Raw genomic sequence first — 12698 nt, 5'->3', positions numbered from 1 at the left:
TAAAAAATGAGCAGATTTTGTGTGAGCGCTTAATTTTTCCGTTTACAGCTCTTATTTTGCCATTAAAAGTATTTCAAACTCAACTTATAACCCTGATCTAGAAACCAAGTGGAGGTGAACATCATCGAACGCTATGATCGGCAAATTCGCGTCAAACAAATTGGTGCCGCTGGCCAAGCTGAAATCAGTGCCAGCACGATTATGCTCGTCGGCTGCGGCGCCTTAGGCACTTACGCCGCGGAACAATTAGTCCGTGCTGGTGTCGGCACGCTTTATCTCGTCGACCCTGATACCGTTAGTGAGACTAACTTACAGCGACAAAGCCTGTTCACCGAAGCTGATGCGGCCAACGAGCTATTCAAGGTCGATGCCGCCGCCGCCAAATTACGCCAAATCAATCACGAAGTTCAAATCGAAGTTTTCCCAGTAGAACTGCGGCCAGAGCTGTTAGCACAAATGCAGCCATTGACATTAGCACTCGATTGTAGCGACAATTTTAGCGTGCGCGATATGCTCAACCGGTTAGCGCTAAATCAGCATTTTCCGTTTGTCTTTGCCGCTTGTGCTGGTGTTTCCGGCCAATTGATGTTGCTAAATCCCAGTCAGGGTCCTTGCCTAGAATGCGTCTTCCCTGATCTAACCAAGCTAAAAGAACGTGACTGCGACATTTTAGGTGTGGCCACCCCGCTGATTCCCTTGGTCTCCAGCTTACAAGTAGCAATTGCCATGCGTTACATTGTTAGCGGTGAAGGTGCGCTCGACCAGTTAACGACGGTCAGTTGTTGGCCGCCTGCTCAGCAAACCTTTCACGTTAAAAAGCAGCCGGACTGTCCTGTTTGTCAGCACGAACAGGTTTCAATCAAGCTCAATGATAGAACGTTATTGCGCCGCTTATGTGGCAGCGATGCGTGGTCCGTGTATTTGCCTCAAAGCCGTAGCATTACCGAAGTGACGGCTACGTTAGCCGCCAATCAAGTTGCGTATCGGGTAACACCAAGTATGGTGACCTTCACTTGGCATGAGGCACCGGCCAGCTACTTTAAAACCGGCAAAGTACAACTCTATAAATTAAATGAACAACAAGCCCAGCAGCATTATCGCGCGCTGTGGCAGCTACTGAAAGCTCCAATCAAGAAAGAAGGTCAACCACAATGACTACGGCAACAATTTTAACCATCAGCGATACCCGTACCTTAGACAATGACAAAAGTGGTCAAACGATTGCTACCGCGTTAGCGACTGCAGAAATCTCTGTTAGTCAGCGCTTAGTTGTCCCTGATGATATTGTGGCGATTCAAAGTGCCTTCTTAAAGGAAGAACAAACTGATCCTGATATTATTATTACCAACGGTGGCACTGGTATCGCCCGCCGCGATGTTACCTTTGACGCTTTAGAACCACTGCTGCCTGTAACGATTCCCGGCTTTGGCGAACAATTTCGTCAAATTAGTTTTGAAGAAATCGGCACCCACGCCCTAGCCTCACGGGCCTTGGCTGGCTTCAACGTCCGCGAGCAATTGTGCTTTGTGTTGCCCGGCTCGACCAGTGCTTGTCAAACGGCACTGCAGCAGCTAATTTTGCCAGAATTACACCATTTGTTATTTGAAAGACGAAAGTAGGTTACATTTATGTTAGAACGACGTAAACCAATTACATTAGAAGAAGCTCAAGCTAAATTGGTAGCTTTAAAGCTACCACAACAAGTTGAAACCATCGCCATCAGCGACGCCAATCATCGCGTTCTCGCTGAAGATGCATTAGCGGCGTACGATTATCCCAATTTCCGTCGCTCTGGTTACGACGGTTATGCCATTCGTGACGCCGACGATCACGATTTTCCCAAGAATTTTCATGTTGTAGGCGAAATTCAGGCCGGTGCTACCTTTGACGGCGACCTGGGTGAAAATGAAACAGCACGGATCATGACTGGTGCCTTTGTACCAGACAATGCCGCTAAAGTAATTATGCTGGAACAAACCCGCAGCGTGCCTGACCAGCCAGATGCCGTTAAAATTATGGTCAGCCAAGACCGCGATAACATTACCCCGGCTGGCTCCGAGTTCAAAGCCGGCGCCTTGTTGATTGCCGCTGGTACTGAATTAAACCCTGGCGGCCTTAGTCTATTGACTGCTTTTGGCGCCACTGAAGTTAACGTTTACCGCCAACCACGCGTTGCCATCGTCACCACTGGCACCGAATTATTGCAGTCCGGCGATGCACCACAACCTGGTAAAATTTTCAACAGTAATGGTCCATTGATCGCTAACTTAGTCGCAGAAAGCGGCGCCATCGTCACCGAAACGATTCAACTAATTGATGATTTCGAACTACTTCAAACCAACTTAGAGCGGTTGAAAAAGACCAATGACTTAATCATTACTGATGGTGGCGTCTCAGTCGGCGATTTCGATTACTTAGCCACTACCGCACGCGATTCCGATCAATTATTATTTAATAAATTGAAAATGCGCCCCGGCAGTGTCACCACCGCTTTTGTCGATGACGATACTTTAATTTTTGCCTTGTCAGGCAACCCTGGTGCTTGCTATACTGGTTTTTACTTATTCACTGAACCTTTACTACGCCGTTGGGTTCATCAGCCATCACGCAGCCAAAAAGTCAGCGCTAGATTGGCACGTGTTTATCCGAAAACTAACGGCTACGATAAAGTCTTGCGTGGTGTTTATCAACTAGTCGATGGTCATTATCAAGTCCAATTAAACGGCAGTGACGTTTCTGGTGCGCTAGGCAACTTACAATCAACCACCTGCCTATTCAAAATTCCGCACAGCCATGAACCGTTACCACTGCACAGCGAGGTGGAAACATGGTTACTCCCCTTCAAGTAGTCGGCTTTAAAAAAAGTGGTAAAACGACGACTGTTAATGACTTTTTGGTCATTTTAAAACAGCGCCAGCACGCCGTTTTTGTGCTTAAACACGACGTGCATCGTGGCCAAATGGATCAACCAGGTACTGACACATCGCGTTTCACCGCTGCCGGCACCCAAACGGTTTTGCTAGCAACGGATCAGGCTGTCATGTTACAGCAGCAGGTGACCCAACCGCCAACCGCTGCACAATTGATTGCCACTTACGCGCAGCCAGGCCAATTTTGCCTATTAGAAGGCTTTAAAAAAGCCGCCTATCCGAAAATTGTTTTGGTGCGTCCAGGTGAACGGCCCAGCGACTTTGATCACTTAAGTCACATTATGGCCTACGCCAGCTTACACGCACCTGAGTTCAACGACTGCCTTGATTTCGGTACTACCGCAGCGCGCCAAGCTTGGTTTACGACCTATTTACAGAAAGAAGGACTCTAATTGGCTGAACTAACTCATTTCAACGACCAAAATCGCGCCAAAATGGTTGATGTGACTGCTAAAGCCGTCACGGCACGTACTGCCAAAGCCACCGGCCAGATCACGATGCATCCAGAAACCTTAGACCGCATCCACGCCGGCACTATGAAAAAAGGTGACGTGCTGGCCGTGGCCCAAGTCGCTGGTATCATGGCCGCTAAGCAAACCAGTAACCTCATTCCAATGTGCCATTTAATTCCATTAACTGGTGTTGATATTCATTTTAGCGATAACGAGCAAGATACGATCACAGCGGTGGTCACCGTTAAGACTAAGCACGTTACCGGTGTAGAAATTGAAGCCTTGAACGCCTGTCAGATCAGCCTACTAACGATTTACGACATGTGTAAAGCCATGGATCGCGGCATGCTGATCAGCAACGTGCATTTATTGGAGAAGGATGGCGGCAAAAGCGGCCACTTCACCTATCATGCTGAAAAATAAACCAACTGGTATCGTGCTGGCCGGTGGGCGTTCGCGCCGCTTTGGCCGTGATAAAGCATTGGCTATCGTGGCGGCGCAAACACAACCGAATGTAGTTTTAGCGGTGCAACATTTATTGCCCTTAACGGCACAAATTTTTATTGCCGCCAACGCTGATAATGCCGTCGCCTTACAGCATTTATTCGCCACCAATGATCACGTGCAAGTTTGCGTCGATCAGCCTGAGTTTACAGATTGCGGGCCACTTGGCGGTTTGTACGCCGTTACGGCACAACAACCGCGGCGCCGCGACTATCTAATGGTGGCAACCGATTATCCTTATCTAACCCCGGACCTGCTAACAAAACTGGCACAACAGCCGCGGCATTTTCTACAAACGCCTGCACAAGCGCATTACGCGTTGGCCCATTTTTACACTGAGCAGGCTACCGTCCGCCAATTTTTAACCAGTGGCCAGCGCCGGTTACAAACCTTTATCGTCAACATCGCCCGCTGTCAGCCCCTAAACGTACCTGCCAGTAACGCATTGACTAATCTGAATCAAAATATAGGAAGTGAACCCCATGCTAAATAAAAACGACATGTCCGATGCTGATTTTCAAAAATTATTGAACATTGCATTAATGGACCTGCGCATTCATCGTACCCTACTCGAAAATGAAATTGCCGATCAACGTGCTGATCTACGCACCTTGGAACAGGATGAAGCGATTGAGGATCTCGAACAACAAATTCAGCCAATTCGGCGCGATTACGATCATTATAAACAATTTTTAGAAACTGAAAAATAACATAAATTATAAATTTTAACTAGTTTTTTCGACATCTATGTGATTAAAATCTAGTTCTAGCGTAAAAAACCGACTAAATTATGCTATACTCAGGAAGGAGTGACACTGATATGGGTGACGAAAAGATCGCCAAAAACATCGCTTATCACGAACTAGTACGTACAATCCATCAGCAAGAAGACTTTGATTTTGTTGGCGTTGCCTTACAAGATGCGACCAGCTGGCACAAGATTCGCTGGCAGTATGCGGCTGGTAATACCAACCAACGTTTCCGCAAAATCATTTTGCGTAGCGGTATCGGTATTGCTGGATTGGTCATTCGTACCGGCGAACCATTTGCTGAAAACGACTTAGCTCATCATCAATACGCAGGCTATATGTCGCAGCCGATCACGATGATCGAACACTTGACTAGTGCGGTGGCGGTACCAATTTTTGATGAGGATCAAATCGTCATTGGTGTTTTATTAGCCGGCTATCGGCAACAACAATCAGTCACTGCTCACTCCAGTCACGTGTTGCAGGAATATTTACAACAATTCCAGTAAATCACGCTTCATCACGTGGCAAGGTCTTCCTTGTCACTTTTTTTATACCCTTTTCAATTCAAAAACTTGCTATTAGGGGTGTTAGTTCGTTATTCTACCTATATCTGCAGGACTACGAATTGCTAACAATCTAATGTACTACAATTTTTAATTGCGAAGTCGGTTAAAAACAGCTGAAAGCGCTTTGCTAATCTGCTATCATAGTAACTGTTAAGTTTCGAGGTGAACAACATGTTAGAATCTGTCAGTTGGGTTGAAAAAAATTTCAATGAAACGCCAGATGCGATTTTCATTTTTCGTGATGATCAATTACTAGTCAGCAACCATGCGGCCCAAGCGCTGCAGGCTGACTATGCGTTGAGCACCGCTTATATTACTAAATTAATGAACAGTGTTGTTAGGCAACAACGGTCCAATACCAATGATTGCTTTAACTGTGCTGCTTTAGATATGGCCAAAACGGCGATTCCATTCACATTGCCGGTCAAAGATGGCCACTCATTGTCCTTTTTCCTAGTGTATTCTGAGTTAGATCCTGCACAAAACGTTTATTCCCTGACGTTGAAAAGTAATGATTTGATGCAACGGGTCGATCAATTGGCGCAGCAGCGTAAGTTAGTGCAGTACGTCAACCGCGCGCATGAAGAAGAGCGTAAGCGGCTGTCACAAGATTTACATGACAGTATTGCGCAAGGCGTTTACTCGTCGATCATGGGCGTGCGTCACTTGGAATCAGCTGTCCAGGATGCCGATTCAGCCGCATTTGAACGGCAAACCAAGCAAATCGAAAGTCAATTGTATGCTACTTTGCAGGAAATCAAGGGTATGGCACTGGATATTCGGCCGTCAGTTCTTGATAGTTTTGGACTGCCAGCTGCACTAAAAGCGTTGGCTAAACGATTAGAGGAAAATACCGGTATCGATATTACCGTTGTCGCCCGCGATACCGCGGAACTCAAATTATCGGAAGACGTCCAAACAGTGCTTTATCGGATCGCACAAGAAGCTATGACCAACGCTTTAAAGCATGCTCAGGCCAACGAAATTAATTTATTCCTCGTTGCCCACGAGCACGAAATCAGTTTAGAGGTCATCGATGATGGCACGGGCTTTGACGTTAAACAACACATTAGCTTCAATGGTCATTCGCTGGGCTTGCTCAACATGAATGAACGCGTTAAGTCGTTAAACGGTACCTTCCAGATCACGTCAGAACCAGGTAGTGGCACCACCGTGACAGCTACTTTTCCAATCGCCTAATTTTATCAGCATCGCTAAGCGCCTTTTCGCAGCGTGATTTAAGTGAAAAGTCAGCTAAAAATAAATCGTTAAGGCAGCAATCTTGCCTTAACCGCAGAAAGCAGGGACCGCGCTTGTATAAAGTATTGATTGCCGATGACCATGCCATCGTGCGTAGTGGTCTGTCATTCCTTATCAACCAGCAAGCTAATTTTCAAGTTGTTGCGCAAGCAGCTAGTGGCAACGAAGCGTTTTTCGAAGTGGAGCGTGCTGGCGTTGACCTGATCGTCCTTGATTTAAATATGCCACCTGGTGAAAATGGTCTGATCACCACGCAGCGAATCCATGACCGCTTTCCTAAGGTTGGCATCGTCATTCTTTCAATGCATGAAGAGCAGGATTATATTGACCGTGCAATGCAAAATGGTGCTGATTCATATGTGCTAAAAAGCTCACCAGATACCGAGTTACTTAGTGCTTTGAAGGCAGTGGCCAACCACCAAACCTACGTTGATCAAAATATTATTTTGACCAAAACAGATGTGGCGGAAATCAATGATAACGATAATAATGTCAACCTAAAAATGGAGGGCTATGCAGACCTTTCTAGCCGTGAGCGTGAAGTCTTACCCTTGATTGCGCTAGGCTATTCAAACAAAGAAATTGCTAAAAAATTATATATTTCGATCAAAACCGTTGAAGCGCACAAAGCCAGCATTAACCGTAAGCTAGGTTTTAAAAATCGCGTCGAGTTAGTTCACTATGCACTCCATCACGGTTTGATCGACTTTTGAGGTAATACCCTAATGGCGGTGGCACGCCAAAATTATTATGATAAGAGTTAGTAACTATATACTTTTTGTATATAGTTTTTACATAGATCTATTTTTGAAATCATATTTCTTACGGCAAAAGCTGCGCCTGTTATCCCTATGCGCCTTTAATCGTGCTAAAAAATAGATATCACCGCCAACAACCTGATTTATTAGCAGCTAGGCTAACAAATTACCTTAATTGTGTAGTAGGAGGAAATCGTCACCGTGAAAGTTTTAGGAATTTTGGGTGCGCATAAAAAAGACGGTTTAACGGCGCAGTACTTGGCAGCGATTGCTAAGGGCTTACCGCAAACCGTTACTTATGAATGCCTTTATCTGGCTGATTATACGATCACACCAGACACAGGTCAGCTGAACCCAGTTTTAGATAAATTAGAAAAAAAGCTGCAGGAAAGTGATATTTGGATCATGGCCGCACCAACTTATTGGGGTGCGCTGTCCGGTGTCATGAAGAATTTCTTAGATTGTATGCGCCCACGGATGGTTCGAATGACTAAAGCTGCCGACACGCTACCAGCCCAATTTAAAGATAAACACTATTTATCACTGACCACTTGTTTTCAGTCCAGCTTGGAGAACTTCTTTGTCGGTATCACTGATGACACGTTTAAAACCATCGACCGCGCCATGACTGGTGCTGGCTTGATCAAAGTTACCGAAATTGTCGGCACCGGCACTTGGAGCCAAAAGCAACCTGATCCAGCTAAATTGGCTTTGTGTCAGCGTTGGGGCGCCAAGCTCGCCACTAAACAAAAAAAGGATGACAATACCGTGAAACGATACATACAGTTATTTTGCATGATTGCCGTGATGGCACTAGTCACAATGGGCTTACAACAATTGATTTTCGGCGTCTTTAGTGGTGGTAAATTTTGGATCACATACGCTACTTTTGTCCTCATTTTCTATGTTCTGCTAGCCAGTTTATTGCACTTTTTCACTTTTTTACGGCATCGGCGGCGCTAAACTCACACAAAGAAAGCAGGTCTCCTTATGGCTCATAATGTTAGTCGCACTGAAGAATTGATTGGTATTTTAACCGATGTTTCGCGGCATCGGTTCCGCCAAGCACGCAGCATCAACCCAGAATCAATGCTCTACCAAACCACGCATTATGCCGTGCAGGAAAAATTAATTACTGATGCGTTCGTTGAAGATGGCACCAACAAGCCAATCGCCAGCATCGACCTGCACCAAGCTAGCTTGACTAAAGCTGGCGAAGAATTTTTGGCAGCGCACCAACCGACAGCCTAGATTGCGGCTATCAGCATAAAATTATCTGTCTTAGCGTTAGTTGCTTTTCCAAAAACACGCTAATTGCGACTTGCCAGCACACGCGTTGACTGGTACCCTACAAAAGGACTGATCAAATGGATATTCAAGCAAAATTAAATGCAAAATACGAAAATACACCAATCTATACATCTGGCTTTTACGCTGATCCTGAAGATCCGCTAAAAAGTCGGTCCACATTATTAACAACACTGAAGTCATTTACCCAAAATCAAGATGCAACCAGCCCCTTTGCCCTGCAAATTATGGCGACTAACTCTGAATTGACCATCGCCCCGCTCGGCTTGTTGGATCTACAGGAATTACGTGACTACACTGCTAAAAAGCGCCAAACCGAGGCCTTAATTGCCGGCGAGGATACCTTTGCACTGCCATTAGTGGTACAATTTGAACCACATACTGAAAAAGCCACGATTGAACGCGAATTGGTCACCACTGCTGATGAACTTTTCAGTGACTTCACCACAGCTTTTGATAAAATCTGGGCGCAAGTCAAAATTTACTTAGCCAAAAACCAAGCTTTATTAGAAGAATTAGTTGCTGACCTGATCACTGATAGCAAGAAAATCGCGCCTAAATTTGTCGGCCAATTAACTGATATGTCGGCCGCCGAACGTGAAAAAATGGTCGGCTTTGAATTACCTGATGCTGAATTAGATCAATTTAGTCGTTATTTATCAGATAATCATGAAGTTAAAACGGTGATTTCTTCCGCAGCCGCCTTTGCCACTCACGAGATCGTCGGTGAGCAGTTATTTGGCCAAGCGATGAATGATCGGATTTTACGGAGTACCTTCTTCTGGGATCTAGACAATACTTTCCATGAAATCTTTTACTACTTTTTGCGCAAATATACCGCTGAAGATAGTAAGTTAGCCAAGCATTTAAATCATATTAAGGGTGGCTTGTTATCGCGAATGCGCAAAGACGCTTGGGACAAGTCCAGCGAATTAGCCACCGATACTAAAACCACTCAAAAAGATCTCGAACGGATGTTCAGCGCCGTGTTTATGCCACTGGCTGAGCAATTAACCGGCGAGATCGCCAAATTCAATCACTAGAACAAGAGGTAGCCTATGACGCTTCAAATTTGGGATGACTTCCCCCACATTCAAGAAAAACTAACCCCGCTGACACCTTATTTGCTTAAGGCTGCACGCGTTAAGCAGCCCGCTGTCAATCAGCGTGTGCAAGCTTTGATCCAAAATGGGGGTAAATTAGTCCGCGCCGGGCTATTTTATCTGTTCAGCGAATTCGGTACAACTGCAGATCCAGCCCGGTTACAGGCCGGCGCGGCAGCCATCGAACTTTTACATTTAGCCACATTGATCCATGATGATGTGATCGATCAAGCCACTGAACGCCGCCATACAGCAACGGTGCAAACCAGCGTTGGCAATCGCAATGCCGTTTATGCCGGTGATCTGTTATTTACGCTGTATTTTGACCAAGTGTTGCGCTCTGCAGAGAGTTTTGACGATATCGACACCAACGTTAAAGCTATGCACGGTATTTTATCCGGTGAGCTAGATCAATATGATCTGAATTATCGGCTCAACGAAACCGTTGCCCAATATTTGCGTGAAATTGAAGGCAAAACAGCCAAGTTATTCGCCTTAGCCTGTGCACAAGGCGCTAAGTTGGCCCACGCTGACGAAATCATTGTTGAAACTGGTGAACAAATCGGCCGCTCACTTGGCCTAGCCTATCAAATTCTTGACGATATTCTCGACTACACCGGGACGCAAGATAGTATCCGCAAACCAATTTTGCAAGATATCCAACAAGGCATCTACACCTTACCGCTATTATTCACGCTGGAAACACAGCCAGAAGCAACACGCGCCTTACTCAGTAAGCAAGCGCGTTTGACCCCGGTTGAGCTACAAGAATTACAACAGCTAGTCATTGATAGCGGCGGCCTTGAACAAGCACAAACCATGGCCAATGAGCTCACTGATCAAGCACTACTCGATATTCAAACTTTACCGGACTCACGGGCACGCAATGATCTAGAAAAATTGACCCGCCGGTTACTAAAGCGCCAAAAATAAATAGTACCTTTCGCTTAACTTATACTGTTCGAAACCCAAAAAAGCTGCTCGCAATTGCGAACAGCTTTTTTGCTTACAGGCGTTTTTCGCCACCTAGTTGTTGAATTTCCGTAATGTCCTGAGAAACTTCTAAACAGCCAAGGTACTTGCCTTTGGTATCGTGCATGGCGAAGTAGCGAATGTAGACTTTCTTAGTACCGTGTAAGTCGATCCAGAAATCAGCATGTTGTTGCGCCCCGCTGCGGAAATCGTCCAAGATTTTTTGAACCTTGCCCATACTCTTAGGTGGGTGACAATTGACCACCGCACGACCGATGACTGCGCGTGTCCGTGGGAAAATTCGGTCGCCATTGTCGGAGAACCAGCGCACAATATCGCCGGCATCAACGAAGGTGACATCAACTGGTAATACGCTGAAAACAGCCGTTAACTGGCTTAAATCAAGATCACCGGTTGGCATGACGATCGTGGCATGATTATCTGCCCCAATCTCCAAATGCGATTCCGTGATCCGCGGCCGCCGTTTGTGTGCCGGCTTTGCGTCTTCATCAGCCAACATCTGCTTAACAAAATCAGGCATTTCTGGCTTCTTTTCTACTGGTGGTTGGCTAATATTAACGTTGATTTGCGCTCGTGCGTCTTCCTTAGCTGGTTCATCGGCTTGGACTTGACCCATTTCAGCACGTAAATGTAACGGTAATGCCGCTATTGCTGCAGGATCATCAGCTTTTGCTTTTAAATCATCAGGAATCAGCGGTTCATCATCAGTTGGTGCCGGTGTTTCAAGGTGGCGTTTATTAGCTAATTCTTGCTCGTCTGCCATCGATTGCGCCATTTTATTCAATTCTTGGGCCATTTTTGACGGTTTACGCTTGGCAGCTTCCGCGTAATCGCGCTCTGACGGCTGCCAAGGTAGTGGTTCCGAAATCAGCGTGTAGCCGATATCGTCACTTTCGCTTTGAATCAGCGCCCAATCATCTGGCGTGAAAACCTCAGCGACCATTGGCAACAAGATCTGTTCTTCCTTGAAGATCATTTCTTCAATATCCTTGCGCGCCTTTTCGATGGCGGCCTCGATATCGTATTTAGGTGGCGTCGGCTCAGCGTTGACCAGCCGAATGGCATCCTTGATCCAGCTACGAATATCATCATCGACACCCCACATAACCTTTGGTGGTGCGGTGATGCCATACCGATCCATAATTGGGAACAACAAATTTTCTTTGCGCAAATAGTGCTTATCGATCGTACGCAAATCATTTAAAGCCGTTTTCATGCGTCGTAAATATTCTTGGTCGCGTGGTGCTGGCGTATCGTCATTACTGGATTGTTGCCACTTTTTCAAGACTGGCAATAACTCATCATCTAGCAGTGACGTGATGACGGTATTTTCCAACTTGATGACGGCAACGGGATGGCCTGGGACTTCCTCAACGCTATCACCGGAGCCAGGATTGATCGACCCTTTAAAAACAGCGGCATGGACGTTACATAGCCGTTGAATTTCCATCGGGTTTAAGCCGCTACCAATCAATTCGCGCTCGGCTGAGGTAATTTCTGACACATCAACGCTGGAGAAGGTGCTATCAAAAACTCGCTTGGCTTCATCAAAACTACCACCGTTGTGCAACATTTTTAGAATTTCGACAATTTTTTTCTGGCGATAAACGCTATTATGTTCAGTTTCCGGCATCATTGATCACCTCAAATCCCTTTGCTTCTAATTTATCGATAATTTCCGTCAGTGGGACTTTTTTCATAGCTGCCCCTTTAGGAATTGTCATAAACCGGCCCATTGTGTTGAGAATCGCCGGATTCTTAATATCTTTTAGTCCAATTTCATATAAAACATCGGCCACTTCAGGGTGTGCCGTTACTAATTCATAAACTGATTGTTGCAGATCGAGTGTTGCCATAGACTAAACCCCCTTCTACTAAATAACTTCAATTATAACAGTTAACGCTACCATTGAGAACGATTCTCAATGAAAAATTAGGGTCAGCCCTAACTTTAATTTGTCTAAGCCGATCCACTACCAACTGCAAACGGAGTCGTGGTACCATTGAAGCTATTAAGTAAGCCTTGTGGTTATAAGTCAAGAGGGTAAAAACTAATAATTTAAGTCAAAATC

At 45.6% G+C, this 12698-nt stretch carries 16 protein-coding genes; 14 read left to right on the top strand and 2 right to left on the bottom strand.

Going from position 1 to position 12698, the window contains the following annotated elements:
* The first annotated feature begins 114 nt into the window (after positions 1–114).
* The 14 genes from EKM80_RS06990 to EKM80_RS06925 all read left to right on the top strand — a co-directional run bounded on the left by EKM80_RS06990 (position 115) and on the right by EKM80_RS06925 (position 10566).
* Entirely contained in the window at positions 115–1155 is a 1041-nt protein-coding gene (locus tag EKM80_RS06990; RefSeq protein WP_125552401.1) for a HesA/MoeB/ThiF family protein, read from the top strand.
* Positions 1152–1619, top strand: a complete 468-nt coding sequence (locus EKM80_RS06985; protein ID WP_125552400.1) for a MogA/MoaB family molybdenum cofactor biosynthesis protein — start codon at positions 1152–1154, stop codon at positions 1617–1619. The genes EKM80_RS06990 and EKM80_RS06985 overlap by 4 nt, the downstream gene beginning before the upstream one ends.
* A 9-nt stretch (positions 1620–1628) precedes the next feature.
* Positions 1629–2849: a molybdopterin molybdotransferase MoeA gene (locus tag EKM80_RS06980; RefSeq protein ID WP_125552399.1), complete on the top strand. Its 1221-nt coding sequence runs from the start codon at positions 1629–1631 to the stop codon at positions 2847–2849.
* Positions 2828–3322: a molybdopterin-guanine dinucleotide biosynthesis protein B gene (gene mobB / locus EKM80_RS15025; RefSeq protein ID WP_125552398.1), complete on the top strand. Its 495-nt coding sequence runs from the start codon at positions 2828–2830 to the stop codon at positions 3320–3322. The genes EKM80_RS06980 and mobB overlap by 22 nt, the downstream gene beginning before the upstream one ends.
* 42 nt (positions 3323–3364) lie before the next feature.
* A complete protein-coding gene (gene moaC / locus EKM80_RS15020) occupies positions 3365–3805 on the top strand; it encodes a cyclic pyranopterin monophosphate synthase MoaC (RefSeq protein WP_386699622.1) in 441 nt (146 codons plus the stop codon).
* Positions 3762–4379: a molybdenum cofactor guanylyltransferase gene (locus tag EKM80_RS06965; protein WP_225418831.1), complete on the top strand. Its 618-nt coding sequence runs from the start codon at positions 3762–3764 to the stop codon at positions 4377–4379. Before moaC ends, EKM80_RS06965 begins: the two co-directional genes overlap by 44 nt.
* A complete protein-coding gene (locus EKM80_RS06960) occupies positions 4369–4596 on the top strand; it encodes a hypothetical protein (RefSeq protein ID WP_125552396.1) in 228 nt (75 codons plus the stop codon). Before EKM80_RS06965 ends, EKM80_RS06960 begins: the two co-directional genes overlap by 11 nt.
* A 110-nt stretch (positions 4597–4706) precedes the next feature.
* Entirely contained in the window at positions 4707–5144 is a 438-nt protein-coding gene (locus EKM80_RS06955; RefSeq protein ID WP_125552395.1) for a GAF domain-containing protein, read from the top strand.
* 231 nt (positions 5145–5375) lie between these two features.
* Positions 5376–6404: a sensor histidine kinase gene (locus tag EKM80_RS06950; protein ID WP_125552394.1), complete on the top strand. Its 1029-nt coding sequence runs from the start codon at positions 5376–5378 to the stop codon at positions 6402–6404.
* Between the two features lie 113 nt (positions 6405–6517).
* Positions 6518–7177 carry a response regulator gene (locus tag EKM80_RS06945; protein ID WP_125552393.1) on the top strand — a complete coding sequence of 220 codons (660 nt, stop codon included), beginning with the start codon at positions 6518–6520 and terminating at the stop codon, positions 7175–7177.
* Positions 7178–7423: 246 nt separating this feature from the next.
* Positions 7424–8185, top strand: coding sequence for a flavodoxin family protein (locus EKM80_RS06940; protein ID WP_125552392.1), 762 nt, complete (start codon positions 7424–7426; stop codon positions 8183–8185).
* 27 nt (positions 8186–8212) lie between these two features.
* Positions 8213–8473 carry a hypothetical protein gene (locus EKM80_RS06935; protein ID WP_125552391.1) on the top strand — a complete coding sequence of 87 codons (261 nt, stop codon included), beginning with the start codon at positions 8213–8215 and terminating at the stop codon, positions 8471–8473.
* A gap of 116 nt (positions 8474–8589) precedes the next feature.
* The gene (locus EKM80_RS06930; protein WP_125552390.1) at positions 8590–9573 is read left to right on the top strand and encodes a hypothetical protein; all 984 of its coding nucleotides are present in this window, start codon (positions 8590–8592) and stop codon (positions 9571–9573) included.
* 15 nt (positions 9574–9588) lie between these two features.
* On the top strand, positions 9589–10566 hold the full coding sequence (locus EKM80_RS06925) for a polyprenyl synthetase family protein (RefSeq protein WP_125552389.1): 978 nt from the start codon (positions 9589–9591) through the stop codon (positions 10564–10566).
* 73 nt (positions 10567–10639) lie between these two features.
* On the opposite strand, the gene EKM80_RS06920 is transcribed toward EKM80_RS06925, so the two are convergent.
* Together EKM80_RS06920 and EKM80_RS06915 are read right to left on the bottom strand one after the other, a co-directional pair.
* Positions 10640–12259, bottom strand: coding sequence for a DUF438 domain-containing protein (locus EKM80_RS06920; protein ID WP_125552438.1), 1620 nt, complete (start codon positions 12257–12259; stop codon positions 10640–10642).
* Positions 12246–12482: a DUF1858 domain-containing protein gene (locus tag EKM80_RS06915; RefSeq protein ID WP_125552388.1), complete on the bottom strand. Its 237-nt coding sequence runs from the start codon at positions 12480–12482 to the stop codon at positions 12246–12248. Before EKM80_RS06915 ends, EKM80_RS06920 begins: the two co-directional genes overlap by 14 nt.
* Between the last annotated feature and the right edge of the window lie 216 nt (positions 12483–12698).

This window comes from Loigolactobacillus jiayinensis (assembly GCF_003946445.1).
GTDB lineage: Bacteria > Bacillota > Bacilli > Lactobacillales > Lactobacillaceae > Loigolactobacillus > Loigolactobacillus jiayinensis.
This window is presented reverse-complemented; position numbering and strand designations above follow the sequence as displayed.

Excerpts from the sequence above, each read along its gene's own strand:
- EKM80_RS06925 (WP_125552389.1), top strand. The coding sequence starts at position 9,589 with ATGACGCTTCAAATTTGGGATGACTTCCCCCACATTCAAGAAAAACTA.
- EKM80_RS06920 (WP_125552438.1), bottom strand. The coding sequence starts at position 12,259 with ATGCCGGAAACTGAACATAATAGCGTTTATCGCCAGAAAAAAATTGTC.
- EKM80_RS06955 (WP_125552395.1), top strand. The coding sequence starts at position 4,707 with ATGGGTGACGAAAAGATCGCCAAAAACATCGCTTATCACGAACTAGTA.
- EKM80_RS06950 (WP_125552394.1), top strand. The coding sequence starts at position 5,376 with ATGTTAGAATCTGTCAGTTGGGTTGAAAAAAATTTCAATGAAACGCCA.
- EKM80_RS06930 (WP_125552390.1), top strand. The coding sequence starts at position 8,590 with ATGGATATTCAAGCAAAATTAAATGCAAAATACGAAAATACACCAATC.
- EKM80_RS06960 (WP_125552396.1), top strand. The coding sequence starts at position 4,369 with ATGCTAAATAAAAACGACATGTCCGATGCTGATTTTCAAAAATTATTG.
- moaC (WP_386699622.1), top strand. The coding sequence starts at position 3,365 with ATGGTTGATGTGACTGCTAAAGCCGTCACGGCACGTACTGCCAAAGCC.
- mobB (WP_125552398.1), top strand. The coding sequence starts at position 2,828 with ATGGTTACTCCCCTTCAAGTAGTCGGCTTTAAAAAAAGTGGTAAAACG.
- EKM80_RS06980 (WP_125552399.1), top strand. The coding sequence starts at position 1,629 with ATGTTAGAACGACGTAAACCAATTACATTAGAAGAAGCTCAAGCTAAA.
- EKM80_RS06935 (WP_125552391.1), top strand. The coding sequence starts at position 8,213 with ATGGCTCATAATGTTAGTCGCACTGAAGAATTGATTGGTATTTTAACC.
- EKM80_RS06965 (WP_225418831.1), top strand. The coding sequence starts at position 3,762 with ATGGCGGCAAAAGCGGCCACTTCACCTATCATGCTGAAAAATAAACCA.
- EKM80_RS06985 (WP_125552400.1), top strand. The coding sequence starts at position 1,152 with ATGACTACGGCAACAATTTTAACCATCAGCGATACCCGTACCTTAGAC.
- EKM80_RS06915 (WP_125552388.1), bottom strand. The coding sequence starts at position 12,482 with ATGGCAACACTCGATCTGCAACAATCAGTTTATGAATTAGTAACGGCA.